This window comes from Marinifilum sp. N1E240 (assembly GCF_009295825.1).
Taxonomy (GTDB): Bacteria; Bacteroidota; Bacteroidia; order Bacteroidales; family Marinifilaceae; genus Marinifilum_A; species Marinifilum_A sediminis.
Map to the genome: position 1 here is coordinate 646,257 of NZ_WHKF01000002.1, position 22,246 is coordinate 668,502.

General features: G+C 29.1%; 24 protein-coding genes. 23 read left to right on the forward strand and 1 reads right to left on the reverse strand.

Translation table 11 applies throughout. The annotated features are described in order from the left end of the window. Positions 1–237 precede the first annotated feature (237 nt). The gene (locus GCQ56_RS07630; protein WP_152733833.1) at positions 238–1,596 is read right to left on the reverse strand and encodes a hypothetical protein; all 1,359 of its coding nucleotides are present in this window, start codon (positions 1,594–1,596) and stop codon (positions 238–240) included. Positions 1,597–2,715: 1,119 nt separating this feature from the next. Here GCQ56_RS07630 and GCQ56_RS07635 point away from each other — a divergent pair. From GCQ56_RS07635 to GCQ56_RS07745, 23 genes are all read left to right on the forward strand, one after another. Next, positions 2,716–3,375, forward strand: a complete 660-nt coding sequence (locus tag GCQ56_RS07635) for a hypothetical protein (protein ID WP_152733835.1) — start codon at positions 2,716–2,718, stop codon at positions 3,373–3,375. A gap of 259 nt (positions 3,376–3,634) precedes the next feature. Then, complete coding sequence (locus tag GCQ56_RS07640; RefSeq protein ID WP_152733837.1) at positions 3,635–4,330, forward strand: HNH endonuclease signature motif containing protein; 696 nt, start codon at positions 3,635–3,637, stop codon at positions 4,328–4,330. A 120-nt stretch (positions 4,331–4,450) separates the two neighbouring features. Beyond that, entirely contained in the window at positions 4,451–5,413 is a 963-nt protein-coding gene (locus tag GCQ56_RS07645; protein WP_152733839.1) for a hypothetical protein, read from the forward strand. Further along, complete coding sequence (locus tag GCQ56_RS07650) at positions 5,403–6,446, forward strand: HEPN domain-containing protein (RefSeq protein WP_152733840.1); 1,044 nt, start codon at positions 5,403–5,405, stop codon at positions 6,444–6,446. Before GCQ56_RS07645 ends, GCQ56_RS07650 begins: the two co-directional genes overlap by 11 nt. Before the next feature lie 14 nt (positions 6,447–6,460). Next, on the forward strand, positions 6,461–7,255 hold the full coding sequence (locus GCQ56_RS07655; protein WP_152733841.1) for a toll/interleukin-1 receptor domain-containing protein: 795 nt from the start codon (positions 6,461–6,463) through the stop codon (positions 7,253–7,255). Between the two features lie 224 nt (positions 7,256–7,479). Beyond that, entirely contained in the window at positions 7,480–7,959 is a 480-nt protein-coding gene (locus GCQ56_RS07660) for an N-acetylmuramoyl-L-alanine amidase (protein ID WP_152733843.1), read from the forward strand. A 164-nt stretch (positions 7,960–8,123) separates the two neighbouring features. Further along, the gene (locus tag GCQ56_RS07665) at positions 8,124–8,435 is read left to right on the forward strand and encodes a hypothetical protein (RefSeq protein WP_152733844.1); all 312 of its coding nucleotides are present in this window, start codon (positions 8,124–8,126) and stop codon (positions 8,433–8,435) included. Further along, positions 8,436–8,696, forward strand: a complete 261-nt coding sequence (locus tag GCQ56_RS07670) for a hypothetical protein (RefSeq protein WP_152733846.1) — start codon at positions 8,436–8,438, stop codon at positions 8,694–8,696. Further along, entirely contained in the window at positions 8,683–9,051 is a 369-nt protein-coding gene (locus GCQ56_RS07675) for an HNH endonuclease (protein ID WP_152733847.1), read from the forward strand. The genes GCQ56_RS07670 and GCQ56_RS07675 overlap by 14 nt, the downstream gene beginning before the upstream one ends. Positions 9,052–9,199: 148 nt before the next feature. Continuing rightward, positions 9,200–9,640, forward strand: coding sequence for a hypothetical protein (locus GCQ56_RS07680; protein WP_152733849.1), 441 nt, complete (start codon positions 9,200–9,202; stop codon positions 9,638–9,640). Positions 9,641–9,651: 11 nt separating this feature from the next. Continuing rightward, positions 9,652–10,008: a P27 family phage terminase small subunit gene (locus GCQ56_RS07685; RefSeq protein WP_152733850.1), complete on the forward strand. Its 357-nt coding sequence runs from the start codon at positions 9,652–9,654 to the stop codon at positions 10,006–10,008. Further along, the gene (locus tag GCQ56_RS07690) at positions 10,008–11,738 is read left to right on the forward strand and encodes a terminase large subunit domain-containing protein (protein WP_152733852.1); all 1,731 of its coding nucleotides are present in this window, start codon (positions 10,008–10,010) and stop codon (positions 11,736–11,738) included. The genes GCQ56_RS07685 and GCQ56_RS07690 overlap by 1 nt, the downstream gene beginning before the upstream one ends. Positions 11,739–11,771: 33 nt before the next feature. After that, on the forward strand, positions 11,772–13,046 hold the full coding sequence (locus GCQ56_RS07695) for a phage portal protein (protein ID WP_152733853.1): 1,275 nt from the start codon (positions 11,772–11,774) through the stop codon (positions 13,044–13,046). A gap of 19 nt (positions 13,047–13,065) precedes the next feature. Then, on the forward strand, positions 13,066–14,754 hold the full coding sequence (locus GCQ56_RS07700; protein ID WP_152733855.1) for an HK97 family phage prohead protease: 1,689 nt from the start codon (positions 13,066–13,068) through the stop codon (positions 14,752–14,754). 67 nt (positions 14,755–14,821) lie between these two features. Beyond that, positions 14,822–15,112: a phage head-tail connector protein gene (locus GCQ56_RS07705; protein ID WP_152733857.1), complete on the forward strand. Its 291-nt coding sequence runs from the start codon at positions 14,822–14,824 to the stop codon at positions 15,110–15,112. Continuing rightward, complete coding sequence (locus tag GCQ56_RS07710) at positions 15,112–15,438, forward strand: phage head closure protein (protein ID WP_152733858.1); 327 nt, start codon at positions 15,112–15,114, stop codon at positions 15,436–15,438. Before GCQ56_RS07705 ends, GCQ56_RS07710 begins: the two co-directional genes overlap by 1 nt. A gap of 6 nt (positions 15,439–15,444) precedes the next feature. Continuing rightward, positions 15,445–15,867, forward strand: coding sequence for an HK97 gp10 family phage protein (locus tag GCQ56_RS07715; protein ID WP_152733860.1), 423 nt, complete (start codon positions 15,445–15,447; stop codon positions 15,865–15,867). A 7-nt stretch (positions 15,868–15,874) separates the two neighbouring features. Next, positions 15,875–16,237, forward strand: a complete 363-nt coding sequence (locus GCQ56_RS07720) for a hypothetical protein (protein WP_152733862.1) — start codon at positions 15,875–15,877, stop codon at positions 16,235–16,237. Between the two features lie 6 nt (positions 16,238–16,243). Further along, positions 16,244–16,708 carry a hypothetical protein gene (locus GCQ56_RS07725; protein WP_152733863.1) on the forward strand — a complete coding sequence of 155 codons (465 nt, stop codon included), beginning with the start codon at positions 16,244–16,246 and terminating at the stop codon, positions 16,706–16,708. Between the two features lie 71 nt (positions 16,709–16,779). Then, a complete protein-coding gene (locus tag GCQ56_RS07730; protein ID WP_152733864.1) occupies positions 16,780–17,199 on the forward strand; it encodes a hypothetical protein in 420 nt (139 codons plus the stop codon). 41 nt (positions 17,200–17,240) lie between these two features. After that, positions 17,241–17,507, forward strand: a complete 267-nt coding sequence (locus GCQ56_RS07735) for a hypothetical protein (protein WP_152733866.1) — start codon at positions 17,241–17,243, stop codon at positions 17,505–17,507. Between the two features lie 5 nt (positions 17,508–17,512). Then, the gene (locus tag GCQ56_RS07740) at positions 17,513–20,047 is read left to right on the forward strand and encodes a hypothetical protein (RefSeq protein ID WP_152733868.1); all 2,535 of its coding nucleotides are present in this window, start codon (positions 17,513–17,515) and stop codon (positions 20,045–20,047) included. Between the two features lie 17 nt (positions 20,048–20,064). Continuing rightward, complete coding sequence (locus GCQ56_RS07745; RefSeq protein ID WP_152733869.1) at positions 20,065–22,242, forward strand: hypothetical protein; 2,178 nt, start codon at positions 20,065–20,067, stop codon at positions 22,240–22,242. The last annotated feature ends 4 nt before the right edge of the window (positions 22,243–22,246 follow it).

The window sequence follows — 22,246 nt, forward strand, 5'->3', positions numbered from 1 at the left end:
TCTAATAATCTTGTTTTTATTATATATTTCTGATTGATATTCAAAAAGGTGTTTTTGGGTAATTATTTTCAATTTTTTATAAAAAAAAGCTAGTCGGGTAGACTAGCTTAAAGGTTGATTAGGTTTTTGTATTTCTCCAAGAACCATTTGTTAAATTTTTTAGATTTTTCTCTAGGATTTTGACCTCTTGGGAATAATTTAATTTTTAGTGGTTTCATATATGTTGGATTGTTTTTTTTAAAATCCTAAAGCAGAACCTAAATATTGTTCTTCTTTTTTCATGCTAATGATTCTACCATTAACATCGGTTTCATGTTTCTTCTCTTTTTTAATAATTTTCTTATTTGATTTTGGTACGTTATCATTATTCAAACTAGACCATATAAAGCTTTCTTTTTCTTTTTTCGATATATGTAACTTCTTTCTTATTTCTTCTTCTTCAGCAGCTTCTTTTATAGCTTCTTCAGCCTTTTTAGCTTCTAGCTTAGCTTTATATTCTATAATGAAATCATCTTCTTCATCTATTTCATCATTATCCAAATCTTTATCTTTTGAATTGATAAAATTGTTAATAATTTCTTCTTCCTCTACCTCAAAAGATTCTGTATTTTCAGTAATAACTTCTTTCATTTTCTCTTTAACTTCAGGGCTAATTACAGGCGTTTTAAGAGGTTTGATTTCTTCTGTTACTACTTTATCAACTTTCTTCACTTCTTGCTTCTGAGATTGCTTTATTGATGAATATGATGAAGTTATAATAGACTTAATGTATTCATTCTTTTTCCAAAATCTTTTTACTATTTCATGCTTGTTTCCAAGTGCATTTGATGTGATATCGTTATGTGATTTGAAATACTTTTCTAAATCTTTAATGTATTCATATTCCTTTCTAGTTGTGAAATTTAAAGTATGTTCACCAATTGTTATTTGTTTGTGTTTGTATTCAATATTCTTCTTTTTTAAAATAGAAATCAATGTGTCATTTTTTAATGTTATGGTACTTTGTGTTTCGATTTCAATAAATTTATTTAAATCACTCATGTTAAATATTTCATTCTTATAATTATTATAAATCTCAATAATCTTATCGTGCTTGATGTCAGTTTTAATTGTTCTATATTTTGTCATTAGTGTTTGTATTGTTTTTTGTGTGTTAGTATCTTCCATATCAAATTTTGATTCCCTATCAATTATATAATTAATAGGTTCTTTTCTGATTAATGTACTTTCAAATTGATAATCATATTTTATTTTTGATAATAAAAACTTATCTGAAATATCACATTCTTCAAATTCAGATGATAAATATTTTTTTAGGTGACCATATACTGATTTTTCCCTTCCTTTATTCAAATATGCAAATGTTACAATGTGTTGTATTAATAAGTCTTTCTTCTTAGTATTATCAATTTTTGAATAAATGTTTTTTAATAGACTGATTTTTGAAATCGAATAAGGTAACCATGTAGGATTATTAAATATTATCACTTTGATACCATTCACTTCTTCATTGTTTATTCCATCTTTAATATTATCATTTACCCATTTTAATGAGGGTTTGTAATTAAGTGGTCTGTAGTTGTTTTGTTTTTCCATTTTTTAATATTTTGTTTTGTTCGTTACACATAGTATCTATTAAATATTAACTAGTCAAAACTCACAAAACACGATTTATTTTATTTTTATATGAAAAAAAAATCAAAATGTTTATTTAAAGCATTAAAAAAGGGGTTCGAAATAAATCAAAACCCCTTTTAGTGTGTAACTAACAAAACAATCTATACTATCTATTAAATAATCATTATTGAAAACGTCAATATCTTATGTTTTTTTTAATATGGTTTGTCACAAAACACGATTATCTACCTTGTTTGTAATATTTACTTGTTTATATCACAAAAGACGATTGATTTTATCACAAAACACGACTGCCTACCTTAATTCTAATAAGGTATTATATAAAGAATAAAGGTAGACAAGAAGGTTTTGTGATTTTAAGGTGTAATATTTAATAATGATGTCTCACAAAAGAAGATTTATTAATGTTGATATCGTATTTTGTTTATGGTGTTGTGCTTTGCACACCAACACAAAACAACTCTATTAGGATTGAATAATATATTAAAGAAACAAACAAAGTTATACTCAAACCTGAATAGGATTATCTATGGTTTAAGCTAATAATAAAGAATAAATGAATAGTAAGTTATATTCAATAAACAAAGGGTTTAAAAGGCTTTTAAATAGATTATATTAAAAATAAATATTATCGTTTGTTTGCTTTTGTGTTTGTTTGCTTCGCCACAACACAAACAAAACTCTATTCAACAAGGTTTAGGTAAACTTTAAGCAAAGATATATTCAACAATGATAGTTGATATATTCAAAGTGAAATGGTCTAAAAAGGCTTTAAAGTAGAATATATTATAAATGAATATTATCGTTTTTGTTCATGGGTTTGTGCTTCGCAACCCAAACACAAAAAACTCCTGAAGAAAGCTTTCTATTAAAATTAACATAGTTTATTCTTGATTTAGTCTAATAACTATTCAAATCTAATAATTAAGTTACATTCAAACCTAAATCTATTAAAACCGTTATAAATATCCTTATTTAAAACTTTTTAAAAATATGCCAGATAATGATAATGTAATATTCTTTTTATTCAATTTATTATCTGTAGAATAAATTATAACTTTACAATAAAAATAGATTATGGAAGATAAAGAAATAGAATTAGAGGATTTATTAAAAAAATTGGATAAAGGATTAGATATCATTATTAAGGATTATAGTAAGGTAATGCTTGAAACTTATGGTTTATATTCCTATGATTTATTTTGTTCAGCCATCTTAAATCGTAGTATAAATACTATAAGGGGTTACACTTTATTAATGCGAGATAAAAACTTTTTATCAGCAGCTCCATTAGTTAGAATCCAAATAGATTCTTTATTGCGTATTTTCGCATCGACAATCATATCATTTAATGTTGATGATTTTGCTCTTAAAGTAATTGGTGGTAAGCAAATTAATCAACTTAAAGATGATAGAGGTAAGAAGATGAGTGATAATTATTTATGTGATAGATTATCAAAAAATAAGACTTTTTCATGGGTTAAAGATGCTTATAAAGCAGGTTGTGGATATGTACATTTTAGTAATAATGTTACAAGTAAATCTGTTAGGAAAGGCGGAGGTAGAAAAATAGAAGGAATTATTCAAAAGAATGATGATTTTGTTAGTATGGAAGAAAAAATTAATTCAGCGAGAATAATGTTAGCTACTACTAAGGGTATTTTATTGTTTATCTCAAGTTGGACAAAACAAAAAGAATCTTATAACCATATTGGTTCACAAACCCCAAAAGCTTGATATTCTACTTTTTGATAAATTCATTTAGTGTCGTGTTATCTACATTTCTATTCTAAAAGGAAATTAAAATATTAAAAACTTACATCAGAGATTAAAGAATTAATAATTTAAACCATCATTAATCAATCCAAATATGATAAATTAAAATATTAAAAAATTTTTATAAAAAATATCAAAAAATACGCTTTTTCATATTTTTTCAAGAATATATAATAATGTAAGTACTTCAGTGTACTTAAAAAAAAGAACATTATTTAAAATGAAAAATTATGAAATCAAATCAGAAAAGAAAGAATTAAAAAATGAAAACAGAAGAGCATTAATTCATGAATTATTAGCTCATTTTGACAACCTACAAGAATTTAGAGAAGCATATCCAAATATTTATAATACTGCTCATAGGTTGGGTGTATTTGATGATTACAACTGGTTAGAGAAAAACTATATCTGTTTAGATACTCAAGAATTAGATGATGAAGTTTTAGTACAATTTCGTGATACTAATTATTATTTAAACAGAAAAGGAGAGTGTTTTAACTCAAAGACAGGCAGAAAACTACAACCAGTCAAGAATGCCAATGATTATTACAAATGGAATTTAAGAATTGATGGTAAGAATCATCAAGTTTATTGCCAAATAGCTGTTTGGTCTTCATGGGTTGGTGAAATTCCTGAAGGTTTTGAAATTAATCATTTAGACTACGATAGAAGTAATAATAGTTTAGAGAATCTGGATGTGAGAAGCAGACAAGAGAATATGAACTATTCGATGGTAAGAATAAAAGATGCTCATCGAACCATTTCTAATAATAATATTATTGAATTTAAAGAGTATATAAGCACTTTAGACGAAAATACTAAAGTGAACTATTCATACTATCAAGATAAGTATAATGTAAGCTATAATTGCCTGTATGGTATCGCAACAGGTAGAACATGGTGCGATGTAGAATAAATTGAAAAAGAGGAATATGAAGAAGAGTTACTTTTTAAAAGGCAACTCTTTTTTTTATGAGATATATTGTTAATTCATATGGTGTTGTTAACTTTATGTTCTAATGTTAATTCTGATACTATGGATAAAACTGTCTTAAGAAAAGGAAATATATTTATTTTACTTCTTCTCTTACTTATTGGGGGTATTCTTTCCTTGTATTTCATGATTTTTCACGGTTCACTTTCACTAGATTCTTCGGATTGGTCTAATTTCGCAGGTTTTTTTGGTGGAATTGTTGGAACTCTTGCTACTGTTTCAACTTTGATTTGGATTGTTTTGTCTTTTAAAAACCAGATTCAGGTTAATGAAAAGAATGAGAAAATAAAATCTCTTGAAACACAAATGTTTAAAGTTGGTGAGGAACTGAAGGAAATTAAGAATCATAATATTACTCCTCTAGAGTTATTACCATTTTGGAATTTAGTTCAAGATAAGAGAAAGAGGAAAAAGTATTTTGTTGAAAACGATAAAGTATATGGTGAAATATCAGATGGTCAAAAGGTTTTGATTAGAGATATTGATTTGTTTTCGGTAATTAATATTTCTATTAAAGAATTGGGACTCGACCAAACTAAGCAGATTTTTATGAATAAAGATGAGTACAATGTTATAAGTTCTCTTCATTCATTTAAATCCCATTTGATAATATTATTAATAGTAGTTAGAGAATTATTAATTCTGGACTATGATAGAGGTAGTTTAAATTATTATTTGGCAAGTTTTAATTATCAAATGGTATTGCTAAAGAAACTTGGTATTTTTTCTGAAGAAGATTATAAACGTTATTTAATTCTTCAAAGTTATCCAGTAGAGCAAAATGTTAAATTACCTTGTCTTCGTGAGGATATTGTTTATTTATTGAAACAAAGTCATCGAGACTTTTCTGGTGTTAAAAAGAAAGATGTTGAAATATCTGAATCCAAATTTTCAGATAGTGAACATTCGGTCTATTATGATGTTAAGATAAGAAAGTTAAATATTGAATTAAAATTACAGAATAGCATTTTAATGGATTTTAAAAGTTTAGATTTTGAAGAATAGTATTGTTGTTAAGTCAAAGAATGATGAATGGTTGTTCATTACTCCAATTTATAGTTTGGAGTTAGGAAAAAGTATTTCAAAGGAATTGAAGATTGGTAGAGTTACTTTTATTGATGTAACAAAAATACCAAGAGTTAGAAAGCGACTTGGTTTTCCTGTACCACTTTCTCGAATTAATGAAACCAAATTTCTTAGTAATTATTTCAAATTATCTAAAACTTATGCAATATGTACATTTCGAGGGGATTCGAAAGATGAAAAGTTAAGATATGATATTCGTAAGGAAGTTGAAAAGGCTACTCATATTTTAGGTTTTTCACAATTAGGATATTGTAATAGAAGAAGAAATTCACAATTTGGAATGATTGATTTGAATACTCATACTGAACTATTCATTCTTAATAAAAATGAATATAAGTCAAGTTTGTGTTCCACCAAAGAAAGTAAAATATTACCCTTTAGGATTGGAAAGAAATGGTTGAAATTTCATAAGGATTTTTTCTTTTTAGAATTTCTAAAACTAATTGATTCAAAGAAAAAAATGAATAAGAAGTGGAAGGATACAATTATCCGTGCTGCTGAAATGTCTGGAAAAAGTATGATGAGTCGAGATTTGGAATACGCATTTCTATGGAATATGATTGCTATAGAAATGTTGTTACCTAGTCAAGATAAGTATATGGAAAGACTTCCAGAACTTGCTGAAGCTTTTATTGGATGGGTTGATTATTGGGAGGATAAGAACTATCAAGAGAAGATAAAAGATGCATACCTAAGGAGGTGTGAACTTGTTCATAATGGAAATTCGAACAATATAACAGTTGAACATGTAATATTTACGGATGATTTACTTTTTAATCTGATGTGGAATATTGTGACCCATATTGACATGTTTCCTAATAAAGAAAGCGTAAGGGAATTTTCTGAAAAAGTTAAAAGTGAAAAACTTCTAGGAGTAAAACCACAAGTTCAACCAGGGACTTTGCATTTTATGAATAGGGAATATGATATAGATGATTATTTAAGAATATAATATAAACGAGAAAAATGAAAACATTTATAAGTTGGTCTGGTGAAAGAAGCAAGTATATAGCAGAGTCTCTTAGTAGTTGGTTAGAACAAGTTTTACAATCATTAGAGCCTTGGATTTCAACGGATATTGACAAAGGAAAACGTTGGAGTAAAGAAATAGCTAACGAATTGAAAGAATCTAAGGTAGCAATCATTTGCCTAACTGAGGAAAATTTAAATTCGAATTGGGTGCATTTCGAGGCAGGAGCAATAGCAAAAAATGAAGATGCGTTTGTTTGTACTTTCTTGTTCGATATAACACCTGCTAATGTCCAATCTCCACTTTCACAGTTTCAACACACAAGTTTTAATAAAGAAGATATATTTAAGTTATTAAAGACTATTAATGGTATTGTTAGTGAGACAGGTGGTAAAAATCTTAGAGAATCTAGTTTGAAATCTGTTTTCGATACGAACTGGGAGCAACTTGAAAAACGATTGTCTAAAACTCCAAAATCATCTAGTGAGGAGAAGGATATTAGAAGTGATAGAGAATTACTTGAAGAATCGTTACAAATTTTAAGAGGAATAAGGGGTGGTATACCTTCAAAATCTATAGATAATGATGAAGTGGATAAAATAATAGACTATTGGATAAATGAATATGCAGAGGAAAAAGGTATTGAATGTACTGAATTGGATTTGACAGGTCATGAAAATTCTATAAGAGAATATTTACGAAATATTCCAGAGATTACTGCATTGGTTGGTGAAGGGACTTACTTTAAACGAAAAATTGTTCAACGAATGGCTGAGTTGCAACCATTTTAGTTGAGTAAATAATAAAGAGATTATTAAGAGTATTCATTAATGGATGCTCTTTTTTATAAAAATAATTGCAAAAAAACACTTTTTGATATCATAACTTAAATATATAGAATAAGGACTTTAATTAAGTTTTTCATTTTAAAGATTTATTTTTTTTAAGCTCCCACTCAGTATTGATTGGGAGCTTTTTTATAGATGGAAAATGCTAAAAAAACAATAAGATATGGATGAATAATGAACAGATAACCAAGAGAGTAAAAGTATTAACAAAGAATTTAAATGAGAGTAAAGAAGTAATAATACATGCTTCTGCATCATCGTTTGGAAATGCCTTACTGATTGATTCTTGGCATAGAGAAAAGGGATATGATGAAATTGGATATAACTATGTTGTACTAAATGGATATACCAATTCAGGCTACTATGATGAAGTTTGTGATGGGTTAATCGAGAGTGGAAGAAGGACAAACAAATCAGGCGCACATACATATGGTCATAATAGAAACACAATTGGTATATGTTTAATAAGTAAGGATGGAATATTCACAGAAAATCAAATGAATTCCTTAATAAATTTATTGAGGATGTTGAAATCAAAACATGGTGATATTAATATAAAACAGCACTCAGATATAGACCCAACAAATAAACCATTTTGCGCAGGTATCCATCCTGATGTTATGGAGAGAATAAAAGAAATAATTTAAAAATAAATTATAAAAAATCACCAGAAAAGCGCTCAAAAAGTATAAAAAAGTGGTAATAATAATAGGAAAATATATGTAAAATGTATGGTGTTTTTAATGAAAAACAAAGAATGTGATTAAAATACATTGAATTATTACCATAATAAAAAAGGAAATTATAAAAAATGGCTAAGAAAAAAGCAACAGAAACGACTAAAAAAGTTGTTAAGAAAGCAGAAGAACAAGTTACTCAAGAAGTAGCAATTGAAACAGAAGTGGAAGTAAAAAAAGCTTCTAAAAAGAAATTAACATTACTAGATAGAGTATCTGAGATTAAATATGTTAATGGTGAATATAGAAACGAATCTGGAACAATTATTATCAGAAAAGCAAATATTAGTGCTACTTACTATGTACTATTTAATGGACACGAAAGAGTAAAAAGAATGGATGAAAAGGAATTTGATACATTCTATAAAAAATGGAAAGAACAATAAATGAAAGAATTAAAATTATCAATATTATTTACACTCAATTTATTACTTCAGTTATTAGAATTAGCTTTTAATGCGGTTGTAATTTTCTCCATCCCTGTTATTTTAATAATCTTTGGAATAACACCCACAACACTTATTACCTCTGGAATTCTTGCAGTTTTATTTGGAACATTTATTGTATTTAGTTTAACTGGTTTCTATTCATTTTTAGACCTGTTTAAGCAACAAGTAAAACACAAGTTAAAGAATGATAAGAGCTAAACAGGCTCACCAGAAAATCTATCAGAGTAGACAATGGAAGGATTTAAGAACCTTAAAATTTTCTGATAACCCAATATGTGAATGTTGTAAAAGAAAGTACACAGAACACATACATCATATTATACCCTTTGCTCAATATTTAGATACTGACTATGATAAAGCTTTAGAATATGCTTTTGATTATGAAAATCTAAGTGGTTTGTGTGAATCATGCCACATCGAAGTACATAAATTTATGAAAATAGATGTGGAAGATATGGAACTTCTAATTGAAGTGTATGAAGAAACTAATACAAATTTTCATTCTTATTACTTCGAAGTCTACCAGAAAAACCTTGATTACCAAAAACGCTGAAATTCTGAAAAAGTATCGCACGTTTAAAGGTCACTCCCTTCGGTGGTTTCCCCTGTATATCAGTATTTTAAGATAGGGGGGAGACTTAAATAAATCCTTCTAACTGTCAGTAAATCAAGGGGTAATAAAAAATAATTGTTAACCATTAATGTTACAAACACATGATAAGAAAATATCAATTGCCTGTATACAGCGTTATCTATCATTTACTCATAAAGTAGTCACCAGTGTTGAATTCTACAATAAGGATAATGAACTAATAGAAGATGTTGTAGATGAATTTGAATATGCTGTAGTAATACAGGGAGATAAAAGAATTAAAATATTAAATACTGAACTCTTAACTGATAAATATAATGGTGACTTAATTTCAAATATTAAATATGAATATGCTCATGAAAGAGCAGCTAATAAATCACATATTAAATTATTAATTAGAGCCAATATTAAAGACATAGGAATCATTGATAAAGCCTATGTGATAAAGAAGAAAAGTATAAGAAAGAAGAATAAAGAATTCCAATTGAACTTATACTATAAAGATAGAATGCTTGATTATATAATAGCATCTATCAACCTACCAAAATAAAGAAAGAGAATATGAAGAAAGAATTAAAAGATACAATTCCTTCTGCTCTTCGAAAAGAACCTATAGCCAAAGCACATTACAAAATCCTAAAGGAGTTAATTGAACAGGAAAGAGGCTTCACAAATATTGATGTCTTGCCTTGTACTCAAATGGCTTTAGTGTATCAGAACATCATTGAATATTCTGAAGAAGTCAAGAAAGAACCAACATATATCGACCAGAAAACAGGAGCAATTAGAAAGCATCCTTTTATAGTAGAGATTAAATCTCTACAGTCTTTATATCTCACTTATGCAGTTCAATTAATGCTTACTCAGAAAAGTAAAAAGGAACTAAAGCCTACGGATAAAAATGAATTAGAATATTAATGAATTATAAGAAAGTCGGAATTAAAAGAGTAGATGATTATGTCATGGGTATTCTTAACGGTTCAGTTCTTGCTTCTTCTTCACTCCGTTCTATGATTGATGTTTTTGTAGAACTATCAAATGATAAAGATATTTATTTTGATACGGCATGGGTACAGAGAATTATAAATGCTATAGAGAATAACTACAGAACAGTAGACAATAAGAAGATAGTGTTTTACCCTTTTCAGGCTTTCATCATTGCAGGTATTCATGGATGGTTTTATAAAGAGGATAATTACAGAGTCGTAAAAGAAGCATTTATTCTAATGACAAGAGGTGGCGGTAAATCCTTTATTGCTGCTATCCTTGGAATAATTGCAATCATGTTTCCAGACAGAACCGATAAGGAAAAGGCTGTTGTAAATATAGCTGCAAATTCAAAGGAACAAGCAGGTGAAGTATTTAAACAGGCTAAGGATATGTGTAAATATTCAGTTTCAAAATGTAGAAATGCATGGAAAATTCCTGAATCAGAATATAACCATCAGGGCATATTGAAATTTAAAAATACTGATGGACAAATGTTTTGTATTAGTGCGGATAAGAAAAGGAATGATGGTAAAAATCCATCTTGTTTTATCTATGATGAAGTTTGGGCAGCAAAGGATTCTAAACTTAAAACAGCTTTAGAGTATACAGCAGGTAAAAGAGAGAACCCATTAGGTATTTATATTTCAACAGCAGGTGATATAATGGATGGTTTGTTGAAAGAAATGTATGATACTTATAAAGAAGAATTACAAAATAAATCTCTTCCTAAATCAAAGTTTGCTTTAATATATGACTTGGATGATGACGAAAAAGAATGTTGGGAAAAGTGTATAGAGAATAGAGCAGTTGAAAAAGTACATCCCTTATATATTCATGAAAGAAGAGTTAGAAATTTATATGATGACCAGTTGAATAACTGTTTAAAATTGAAGTCTGAACAACCAGAATTTAAAACTAAATTATTAAATGTTTTTGTAGAAAACAGTGAAGTCTGGATATCGGCAAATGATGTAAGAAAGAGATGTACTGAAAAAGTAGATTTTGAAGATTATAGAGGTTGTCAGTGTTGGATTGGCTTGGATTTGAGTTCGGTGAGCGATTTAACTTCAGTCACTTATTTAATATTTAAGGATGGGAAATATATTTTCAAATCAGTTCCATATTTGCCTAAGATTGGTTTTGAAAATTGTTATAACTATCACTTCTTTAAAACAATGCATGATGCAGGTTATTTAAAATTAACTCCATCAGCAACGGTAGATTATAATTATGTGACTATGGATATTGAAAGAAATAGAAATAATTACAATCTGGATGTTATGGCTATACTGTTTGATTTTTCCCTAAGTGGAGGGATTACACCTCAATTACAAAATTCAGGTTTTCATCTTGTAAAACATGGACAAGGCTATGGTCATTTTGGTAAACCAACAAAGGAATTAGAGTTGTTAATAATAGATGATAATAAGTATGAAGTTATTATAGATGATAATCCTATGACTCGTTATTGTTTTAAGAATTCTGTTTTAAAAACAGATAATAATAACAATCCTAAGCCTTTTAAGAAAAATGATTCAAATAAATACAAAATAGATATCGTGATTACAATGATTCAGGCACTTAGTGGCTTTATGCACGATAATGAAAACGGATATGTAGGAAATGTTAGTGATAATATTGCAGTGTTCAACTACTAAAACAAGAACACATAAAAAAGAATAAAAATATGAATGCAATTAGTAAATATTAATTATTCACAAGAACAAAAATCACAACAAAAAATAAGAAGTGAACCAACTTCTACAGGTGCAAGTTTTTCAACAATATCAGGATTTGAAGGAATTCTTGGTGGTGGTGATAATACAAATTTACCTGCTGCTTATGCTTGTATTCTTGCTATTGCAAATGGTGTTAGTACTTGTCCTATAAAAGTCTTTGAAATTACTGATGAAGGAAAAGTACATAGACCTAATCACAGAGTACAGAAGGTGCTAAATAACCCTAATAAGTTACACACCCGAAATGAAGTAATGAGACAATTTATCTGGAATAGTTTAACAGGTAATGGTAATGGTTATTTGATGTTGAAAAAAGATAACTATGGTGTATTAGAAGAAATTATTCCAATAAAAAACCAATATGTTAGAGTTATTCCCAATAATCAATTTATTCCAAGTGATGTAGAATATGATGTAAATGGATATGGGGTAATTGAATCACCTTCTATGGCACATATTTGGGAAAATACAGATAACGGTTATGAAGGTACACCTTTAAATGCTTATGCTGCTGATACGCTTGAAATAGCCAACCATTCAGAAAATACAGCTAAGAAATTCTTTAAAAATGGTGCAAATTTTTCTGCTGTTATTAACCTTAAAGGAAGGACTACAGAGAATAGAATTAAAGATACACGTAATAGTGTAGCATCAGCTTTAAGTGATGGTGGTGGTCTTGTGTTCACTCAAGGTGAATCAATGGATATTAAGCCGATTTCAGTAGACCCTAAAAATTCTCAATTACTTGAATCAAGAGCTTATAATGATTTAAATGTAGCACGTTATTATGGTGTTATTCCACAAAAAATCAATGCAGGTAAGATAAGTTATAATACACTGGAAGCTGCTCAATTAGCTTTTACTAGTGAAAGTTTAGAACCTCGATTTGATAAAGTTGAACAGGAGCTTAACAGAAAATTATTCACACAAAAAGAGGTTGGAAAATTCATAGTTGAATTTGACCGTACAGCTAATATTCTGGGTGATATGAAGTCAAGAATCGAATATTGGTATAAGGCTATTATGTGCGGAATTTCTACACCTGCTAATGCTGCTAAGAATTTAAATATTCCTACAAGTGAAGAAGCTAATCAGTATGTAGTTGTTGGTGGTATGACTCCATTATCTATGCTTGATGAAATAGCAAGAAATCAGATAGATAATAGAATTCAATCGACTGAAGAGGAAGACAAGCCTAAAGAACCTGATATTGTTGAAAATGAATAAAAAAGAATCTCAATATTAAATGAGTAAAGAAAAGCAAATAAGAAGCTTAACTACAACTATTACAGCACCCCAAAATGATAAAGATGAATGGATATTAGAAGGTCGTTTTATTACTTATAATTCAGCTTCTAAGTATATGGGTTTTTATGAAAAAGTGGTGCGTGGTGCAGTACATATCAAGAGAGATATAATAATGACCTCAAATCATATAGATGGTGAAATTTTGGGGAGACAAAGGAACTCAACCTTAGTTTTATTTGAAAAGGATGATGGATATTATTACAGATGCCAATTAAATAAGGAAGACCCACAACATCAATCAGTTTATGCAAAAGCTAAAAGAGAAGATTTGTATGGTAATTCATTTGAATTTTTTGAAGATGAAGACCAAACCAAAATTGAATATGATGAAAATGGGATAGAGGTAAGGACTATTCATTATCTAGAATTATTGGCGGTTAATATAGTTGTTAACCCTGCTTATGTTGATTCATTTGCAAAAGCACGTTCAGAAGTAATTACTGAACAAAAAGAAAAGAAAAAAGAAGTACGAACATTTATGAAAATTGATGAAATGAAGCAAAAGAGAGCAGAAGTAATTACTAAAATGGAAGCTCTTGAAACTAAAGCTGAAAAAGAAAATCGTGAATTAGAAGAAAACGAAGTAAAAGAAAGAAATGAGTTGTTGACACAATCAACAGAATTAGGTAATAAAATTGATAATCAAATTGCTATCAATAAAGAAAAAGCACGTTCATTCGAAGATGTGAAAATCGAAGGTGAACCATTAAAAAATAAGAGAAATGAAATGACAAATTGGACTCTTCCAAATTCGGATGATAAAAAAGTTAGAAGTATTCCTACTTCAATGTTTAAAAAAGAAAGAGCGCAATCAATTACTGATAACCCTCAAGTTACTCAATCAAATAAATCATTAGCTACTTCATTGTATCCTGAGCAACTTTTAAATAAGCTTGGTGTACAAGTTACTTTTGAGCCTCAAATGGTTGAAAAAGTTGTTGCAAACCGTTTAACTGGTGTAGCAGGTTTTAAAGGTGAAAATGAAGCAGGTGATAATAAATCTGTAACCTTTCGTACAGTTGTATTGCGAGCGAGAAAAATTCCATTTGATGTACTTGTTGGAAAGCGTTTTGTAAGAGAAGATATTGTTGGAGCAACTGCACAAGTTATTCAAGAATCAAAGGTTCATTTAGAAGAATCAATTGAAGCCGAATTATTTTCTGCTACAGTACGAGGAGAGAAAAACCCTGGTGGACTTTTTGCAATGGGTACAGCAGTAGACCATGTAAGTGCAGGTGTTAATTATCAAGCTGTATTGGGATGGAGAAAGAAATTAGCAGAGAAACATGTAAATGTTGGTAAAGCTAAATTTGTTACTTCTTATCTAATGGATAATACAATGAGAGGTGAAGCAATTGATGCAGGTTCAGGTAAATTTTTGCTTGAAGGTGATACAATTACTAACACAGGAGTTAAAGTATTAGCATCTCCTTTTATTCAGGATGATACAGCTTTAATGGGTGACTTCTCACACGTTTTAGTTAATTTCTTCGAGAATGCAACGGTTGAATATGACCCTTATACTTATATGGGTACTTCTCAAGTTCGTTACCACTTTGAAGTAGAAGTTGATTGGAATATTCTACACCAAGAAGCCATTCTTGCAATTACTAACATCTTAGCGTAAGCAATTTATATAATTTCCTAGGGGGTGTATTAATACACCCTCTTTTACAAAAAAATAAGAGGAAAATATGACATTAGAAGATGTAAAGAAAGAACTTAAAATTAGTAATAATAAGCTAGATGATAAGCTTGATAGATTAATTCTCTTATCGAAATCAATGGTTGAAATGGAAACACAAAGAACCATTGAGGAAATAGAAGAATTATTCCCTGAATCACCTGAAATTATTTACCAATCTCGTTTGATGTTCATTGAAGATTATAAGAATTACACAGGTAATTTATCAGATAAGAAAATTGAAATAAATAGTAAAGGAAGTTACTACTTATTAGCACCATTTCGAAAGGAGTTTGTGTAATGTTATCAGCAGGTGAATTAAACGAAAATGTAATCATTAAAAAATACTCAAAAACAGTTTCAGAATTATCAGGAAGTGTATCAAAAGGGTATAATATTTCATGTGATGTATGGTGTAAGATAATAATCTATTCTGGTGGTGAAATAATAGATAATAACAAGCTTATTAATACACTGAAGATTAAAATGTATTGTCGTTATGATGATGCAGAAGATATTACAGATAAGGATAGAATAGAGTATGATGGTGATGATTATAATATCATATTCAAAAATCCAAATAAACAAAAACAGGAGATTGTTTTTGATTTAGAAAAAATAACATAATTAATAATGGGTGTTATTTTATCAGGTGTTAAAATTCTGGATGAAATATACAACGAATTTACAACATCAGAACAAAAAGGAATAGACTTAAAAGTCTTTAAAAAAGTTGCTAAACCTCTTATCAAAGAAATAAGAAATAATCTTAAGCCAAATAAGAAAACAGGCAATCTAGCAAAGTCTATAGGAACAAAGAATATAAAGGGAAAGAAGGGGCTTCGAATAGGTGCTAGAGTGTTTGGTAATTGGCGTGGTTATCATGGTCATTTATTAGAGAATGGTACTGGAAATAGGGGTAAATATGGTACAATGAAGGGTACAAATTATTTCTCGGGAGCTATAACTACTACTGCTAATGTATCAGAAGATATCATGGTTAAAGAATATGCTGAAATCATTACTTCTATTATCCAAAAGGCTAAAAAACAATAAAATATGAATGAATTTAACAAGTTTTATTAATCTTAAGTTAAAAGAAAATGCTGAAATAGTTGAAATCACTAAAAATCAAATATACCCTGTATGTGCTGAATCAGATACAACAGGTAATTATATTGTATTTCAGCAAGATAATCAAGACCCTAAATATTCTCAAGATTCCCTTAGAAGAAATAAAAAAACGTCACTTACTGCACGTATCTATATAGTATCTCAAGACTATGATAAAGCAGTGGAAATTCTGGAAAAAGTAACAAATATTCTTGAAGATGCAGGTTGTGAATATACATCATTGTATAATGAAGATTACGACCAAATTCATGAATATTATGTTATTGAAACTCAGATTAAAAAAAGAATTTAAATATAAATGTCACAAGAAATAGTAAGCGGAAATGAAGCAATTTTATACGCATCAAATGATAATGGAACAAATTGGAAGCCTTTCATGTTAGCAAGTGGTTATTCACTATCAACAAACATGTCAACCCGTAATGTAGGTACACAAGAATCAGGAGATTGGGAAGAATTTGTTGGTGATGTGTTATCATGGAATTCAACATATAATGGTTCAGTTGGTCATGGTGTAGCAGAAGCAGGTATTATTGATAAATTCAATTTATTAGAATTATTCATTTCAAAACAACCTCTTTTGTTGAAAATGGGTCTAAAAGGTGCTTCTTACAAAGTTGCTGATGATGATGCAGGTTATTTGAAAGGTAAAGCAATAATCACAGATTATAAAGAAGACGGAAATCGAGGAGATAATAGAAGTTATTCGGTAGACTTTCAAGGTACAGGAGAATTAGAAGTAGTTAAACCAGTATCGGCTTAATAACCACAATGAAATTATATAAAAGGGTGTAAAATATTACACCCTTTTTTTGAAAAAACTAAGATGAAAAAATGATTTATAACACAATAAATATAAACGGCAATAACTACGATTTTAAAGCTTCTTTTCTAGCATTAGCTTATTATCAGGATGCGAAAGGAGAGGACTTTGTATTATTCAAAGAAAACCAATTTTATGATGCTAAATCAGATAATGATAATACAGGTACGGATACAAATGGAAATACACAAATGGTTATCAATTCTTATATCAATATGATGGATATGATGTACTGTAGTATTCAAGCAGCTTGTATTGAGAATAAACGAGATTTTAATCTTCAACTCACAGAATATTATAGAGAATGTTCAAAAGATTTAGATTTTGGAACAAAACTTATAAAAGCACTTTATAAGGAATTTCTTAATGAAGATTTACCTGAAAATAAGGAAGAAGATAATAAGGAGGAAGAAGTAAAAAAAAACATGTAAGCATAAGTGAATGCTTATCTATAGCCGTAATAGATTTTGGTATGAGTAAAGATGATTTTTATTCATTACGACCAAAAGAATTTTTTCAAATCCATCACCAATTTGTACTAAAAGAAAGTAAACAATGGGAGAAAGTAAGATGGTTAGCTACTACTATTATCAACTTTAACGGAATGCAAAAAACAGCCATTGAAGAGACTGATTTATTGAAGTTGCCAACCGATAAAGAGAAGAAAGTCAAAAAGGTGGATTTGAGCAATAATACAAGGGAAAGAATGATAGACCTTGATGAAAAATGGAATTATTAATATAAATGGCTAATAACAATGAATTTACTATATCTGCTAAACTTACTGCTGATGCTAATGATTTTAAAAATGGCTTAAAAGAAGGTAAGAAAGAGGTTAAAATATATGAAGACTCACTAGGTAGATTAAAATCTACTCAAAGTCAATTAATAAGTGAGTTTTACAAGACAAAACAAGGTACTGATGAGTATAAGACACTAGCATCACAGATATCTACTGTGAATGGTAGAATAAAGGAAATGACCAGTGATTTCCGGAATGGAATGAATGATGCTGATGATTCTGTACAACTGGTTGAAGGTTCTATGAAATCATTAGAACGCAGACAGAAACAATTATTAGAAGAGTTTGAAAATACTGGAAAAGGAACTTCGGAATATAAAAAGTTAGCTAAAGAATTAGCTTCTGTTAATTCTGAGATTCGAAATATGGAGCTTGATTTTGAAGGTTTGGATTCTGAACAAAAAGCTAGTGAACTGAAATCTGTTACAGGTGGTATAAGTGATATGACCGTAGGAGTCGGAACACTTGGAGCTGCTTTCGCAGGTACTAATCTGGAAGAATTTATTAAAACTGCTGAAAGTTTGGAGAAGGTTTCAATCGGTGTAGCAGGTGGGATTGAGATGTGGCAATCTAATAAGAAATTACTGAATAGTGTAAGTAAAAAAGCTACTATAATTACAGGTACTAGTTCAGCAGCTACGAATACTGATACAGTAGCCACAAAAGCTAATACAACAGCTAAATTATTAAATAAAGCTGCTATAGTTGGAGCTGTTGCAATTGCTGCTGCTCTTGCTTATGGGATGTATAAACTTTATAAAAGTTATCAAAAGAACAATAAGGCTGCTAATGAATATACTAAGGCTCTTAAAGAACAAAAGAAAAGCACTTTGGAAGAGATTGCAGAACTGAAATTATTACAGGGTTTGTATCAATCTACAACTATACCTGATAAGAAAATTGAAGTAGCTAAAAAAGTAGCTGAATTAGCAGGTGAAGAGTACAAGCAAAACCAAAACACTTTAGGATTAATTGAGAGACAAATTAAGGCAATTGAAAAGAAAGCTAAATACCAAGCTGCTACAACTGCTCTATCAAAAGTGTATGAAGATAACAGTGAAAAAATAGGTGAAAAACAGGAACATATTGATTATAAGAAAACTTTATTAGCAAGGGAAAAGAAAGAAAAACCTGAATTTTTCAAAACCCAAACAGGTAAAAATTACGAAAAACTTTATTACACTGAACCACTTAAAGAGCTTCAAGAAGAATTAAATCAACTGAAGAAAGAACAAAATTACCAAGTTAAACAAGTGCTTAAAGTATATGGTGTTGATTCTGGTGCTTATGTTGGTACAGATGGTAATGGTGGTGGTGGAAGTGGTACAACTTCTTCTACATCTCTTCAGGAAGAATTATTACAAAAACTTGGTTATATAAATTATCGAGAAAATTTAGGTCAAAATCATATTTCAGGTAATGGTGTAAATGCCTTAGATGCCAATATTTTAAAGAAGGAAACTTATCAAGAATTTTATAATAACGTAAGTAAATTATTAAATGATGTAAATTTAGATAAAAATGAATCTTCCAAGATGAAATCATTCTTAGATGAATTGAAAAAAGGTTTGATTTCCAATGATAAAGAATTTAAAGATGGTGATATAAAAGGTTTATTTTCTGTTATCGAAACTAAGGCTAAATCTATTGAATTTAAGCCAATAGACCTTAATAGTAAGGTGAAATTCAAAGATGATTTAAAATCAGATATAAGAGGTAAAGGAAATGATTTTGGTTCATATGTTCAGGATGATGAAGAACACCTTTATAATACGATGTTTAATAATGTTGGTGGTTTTTCAAATAAGAAAACAAATAAATATTTAAATACTCTAAGTAAGAGACAAACAGCATTATATAAGGAATATGAAGATATTTTAAAAGGTTTATCTGGAAAGGATAGAGAAAGTTTTATTCAACATCAACAACCTTTTTACACATCACAAATAGAAGGGATAGAAAAGCAAAAGAATTATACTAAAAATTATCAAGCTTCTATTAATTCTTATATGGGTAGTGAAGATTTCAAATTTGATACTGCTAATAATATTGGTAATCTATCATCTAATATTCAAAATCTAAATAGTGTTTTAGCTGATAGTTCAGCAAGTTTTTATGATGTTGCCAGTGTGGCTTCAGGTTCATTTTCTAATTCATTATTGACAGTAAAAGATAGTTTAATGTCTATGGGTAAATTATCAGATGAAGAAGCGAAAACTATGGGTAATATAGCAGGTTGGGGTGGTATAATTTCAGCAGGTATGGGTTTATTTGGTTCTTTATTCGGAGGAAAAAAGGAAGATGTTGAAAAAACTGATTATAAACCTACAGTGGTCGATACAGGGTACTATTTTAATCGTTCTGGTGCAATGACTTCTTCAAAAGGTGGGAATGGTAACGGAGAGGTAAAACTTAAAGTTGAAGGACGTGATTTAGCTGCTGTTATTAAGAAAAACGACCTTCTAAAATTGATATAAAAAATAATGAAATATGAATGAAATTAATACAACATTCAGGTACATTTTATAATAAATATAGTCAGCTTATTAGAGTTGATATTAAAGAAATTGGAAGAGCAGGTGATACATATTTACCTGCTGAACCTCTTAAGTTTGGTAGTAATACCGTTAAAATTACAAAAAATGCTAGTGAAGAATTATTTGCTGATGTTGTACCAACTGTAGCAGAAATAGAACTTCAATCTTTTAAATCTTTTCAATATTTACACTTGTTCGATACCGAGGTGTTGAATAAATACAATTTTCGAAAAAGATTTACTTGTGAAATCACCAATATAAGCTTAAATGAAGTAATATTTTATGGTGTTATTACATCAACTCTTTATGAAGAAGAACATTCAAACAAATACCCAAAAATCATAAAGTTAACAGCAGGTTGTGGGCTTTCTGAATTAAAATATGTGAAAAGAGGAAGTACAGGTTTAACCGATGGTAACTCTCCAGGTCTTTGGAAAGATTTTGAAAAGATTACTTTATTAGATTTAATTTCAAATGTTATAAATGATATTAGCACTCCTGAAAAATTAGATATTCACATTTTGAGTGAATTGTACCCTAAACAAGAAGTAAATAATTCAGAAAAAAAGGGTTCATTCTATAATACATTCATTGAATCACAAGTCTACCAAAGACAGGATGGTATGGCTTCAAATTTGGATATTCTTAAGGATATAATGACAGCTTACGGTTGTAGATTGTTCCAAGATGCAAAAGCATGGAAAATACAACGTTATGCAGACATTAAAAGGGCTAATGAAGATTTTTCAATAACTACCCTAAAATATCATGAATTCAAGTATAATTCTTTAACAGGTAAGTACTATTCAACAGATAATTCTATTTCTCAAGATGTAATTGAAATTGATGGAATAAACACCCATACAATTGATGAATATGGAACTGATGAAACAGAATTAGGAATTGAAAAACAGGTAATAACACAAAAATGGATTGCACGTCCAAATTGGGCTACAAATGGTGATTTTGAACAAGGAACAGAAGGTTGGGCAATAGTACAACCTCAATCTAGATATAATGACCAACACGATATTACTTTAGAAAATAATCCTGATTTCTCTTATTACAGAGACAAATTCAAATACCAAGGAACAGAGCCAAAAGACATTATTTCAGATAATTGTATGCACATGAGCGGAACAAGAAATCTTTATAATGATAATGGTGGTACAATTACTACAACTTTTACTTCTTCATTGAAAATGGAGAATGAATTCATGTTCAAATTTGGGTTTTCCTATGCTCTTGAAGATATCAATGAATCAATTAAATATTACTATCAGTATGATGGTGGTGGTATAGGAGTAGAAATTATATTGAATGGTAAGCCTTTAGGTAAAATATTAGAAAATGCTAAATATTTCTTCTATTCACCAATAGACCAAATAGAAAATGAAGTTAAAACTGGAATTCAAATTGATTTCAAAAAATACCCAACAGGAAGTTTGAAATATGCACCACCATACGGTACTATTGAATTTGAATCTGCTGTAAAGGATTTGGTTGATAATGGTTATCATGTGAATACTCAACCAGATGGAGGTAATAAAGTGGAAATCAAATTTTATTCAATTAGTTCAAAATTAAATACTTCTTCTACAACTGCTGAATTACCTGTAAAAGGTTACTATTTAGACAATGTGTATGTTAATATTCAAGATGGTTCTGTTGATACTGTACAAGACTACATAGGAGGTGTAAATGATTATAATTCAGATGTAACTTTTCCAACTAGAAAAGAAGCTACAGCAAAAGAACTAAATATTGGCACTCCTACAACTTCAAAAGACCTTTATTTGAGTGCCTTATATTGGAAAAATGGGAGTGAATATGAACCAATAACAGATTTTCGGGTGAATAGTGAAAAAGAGCTAAGAGATAATAAAAATAATGCTCTAGCAGCTAGATTAATGCAATCAATTTTAACTATTCGCCAACGTACTATTTTAAGAATGAATACAAAATTAAAATCTTCAAATTTTAAATATGGAGCGATTTATAGAGATAAAACAGTTGCTTCTTCACATTTATATTTTGATAAAGATTTTATTGCTTACAATTATGAATATGATGTTCGAGATTGTACAGCAAATATTCAATTAATTGAAATTCTAACAGATGTGGTTAATAACTAACCAC

What these genes read in the sequence shown, in the direction of transcription:
- GCQ56_RS07630 (WP_152733833.1), bottom strand. Translation starts at nt 1,596, where the DNA reads ATGGAAAAACAAAACAACTACAGACCACTTAATTACAAACCCTCATTA.
- GCQ56_RS07635 (WP_152733835.1), top strand. Translation starts at nt 2,716, where the DNA reads ATGGAAGATAAAGAAATAGAATTAGAGGATTTATTAAAAAAATTGGAT.
- GCQ56_RS07640 (WP_152733837.1), top strand. Translation starts at nt 3,635, where the DNA reads ATGAAAAATTATGAAATCAAATCAGAAAAGAAAGAATTAAAAAATGAA.
- GCQ56_RS07645 (WP_152733839.1), top strand. Translation starts at nt 4,451, where the DNA reads ATGGATAAAACTGTCTTAAGAAAAGGAAATATATTTATTTTACTTCTT.
- GCQ56_RS07655 (WP_152733841.1), top strand. Translation starts at nt 6,461, where the DNA reads ATGAAAACATTTATAAGTTGGTCTGGTGAAAGAAGCAAGTATATAGCA.
- GCQ56_RS07660 (WP_152733843.1), top strand. Translation starts at nt 7,480, where the DNA reads ATGAATAATGAACAGATAACCAAGAGAGTAAAAGTATTAACAAAGAAT.
- GCQ56_RS07665 (WP_152733844.1), top strand. Translation starts at nt 8,124, where the DNA reads ATGGCTAAGAAAAAAGCAACAGAAACGACTAAAAAAGTTGTTAAGAAA.
- GCQ56_RS07670 (WP_152733846.1), top strand. Translation starts at nt 8,436, where the DNA reads ATGAAAGAATTAAAATTATCAATATTATTTACACTCAATTTATTACTT.
- GCQ56_RS07675 (WP_152733847.1), top strand. Translation starts at nt 8,683, where the DNA reads ATGATAAGAGCTAAACAGGCTCACCAGAAAATCTATCAGAGTAGACAA.
- GCQ56_RS07680 (WP_152733849.1), top strand. Translation starts at nt 9,200, where the DNA reads ATGTTACAAACACATGATAAGAAAATATCAATTGCCTGTATACAGCGT.
- GCQ56_RS07685 (WP_152733850.1), top strand. Translation starts at nt 9,652, where the DNA reads ATGAAGAAAGAATTAAAAGATACAATTCCTTCTGCTCTTCGAAAAGAA.
- GCQ56_RS07690 (WP_152733852.1), top strand. Translation starts at nt 10,008, where the DNA reads ATGAATTATAAGAAAGTCGGAATTAAAAGAGTAGATGATTATGTCATG.
- GCQ56_RS07695 (WP_152733853.1), top strand. Translation starts at nt 11,772, where the DNA reads ATGCAATTAGTAAATATTAATTATTCACAAGAACAAAAATCACAACAA.
- GCQ56_RS07700 (WP_152733855.1), top strand. Translation starts at nt 13,066, where the DNA reads ATGAGTAAAGAAAAGCAAATAAGAAGCTTAACTACAACTATTACAGCA.
- GCQ56_RS07705 (WP_152733857.1), top strand. Translation starts at nt 14,822, where the DNA reads ATGACATTAGAAGATGTAAAGAAAGAACTTAAAATTAGTAATAATAAG.
- GCQ56_RS07710 (WP_152733858.1), top strand. Translation starts at nt 15,112, where the DNA reads ATGTTATCAGCAGGTGAATTAAACGAAAATGTAATCATTAAAAAATAC.
- GCQ56_RS07715 (WP_152733860.1), top strand. Translation starts at nt 15,445, where the DNA reads ATGGGTGTTATTTTATCAGGTGTTAAAATTCTGGATGAAATATACAAC.
- GCQ56_RS07720 (WP_152733862.1), top strand. Translation starts at nt 15,875, where the DNA reads ATGAATTTAACAAGTTTTATTAATCTTAAGTTAAAAGAAAATGCTGAA.
- GCQ56_RS07725 (WP_152733863.1), top strand. Translation starts at nt 16,244, where the DNA reads ATGTCACAAGAAATAGTAAGCGGAAATGAAGCAATTTTATACGCATCA.
- GCQ56_RS07730 (WP_152733864.1), top strand. Translation starts at nt 16,780, where the DNA reads ATGATTTATAACACAATAAATATAAACGGCAATAACTACGATTTTAAA.
- GCQ56_RS07735 (WP_152733866.1), top strand. Translation starts at nt 17,241, where the DNA reads ATGAGTAAAGATGATTTTTATTCATTACGACCAAAAGAATTTTTTCAA.
- GCQ56_RS07740 (WP_152733868.1), top strand. Translation starts at nt 17,513, where the DNA reads ATGGCTAATAACAATGAATTTACTATATCTGCTAAACTTACTGCTGAT.
- GCQ56_RS07745 (WP_152733869.1), top strand. Translation starts at nt 20,065, where the DNA reads ATGAAATTAATACAACATTCAGGTACATTTTATAATAAATATAGTCAG.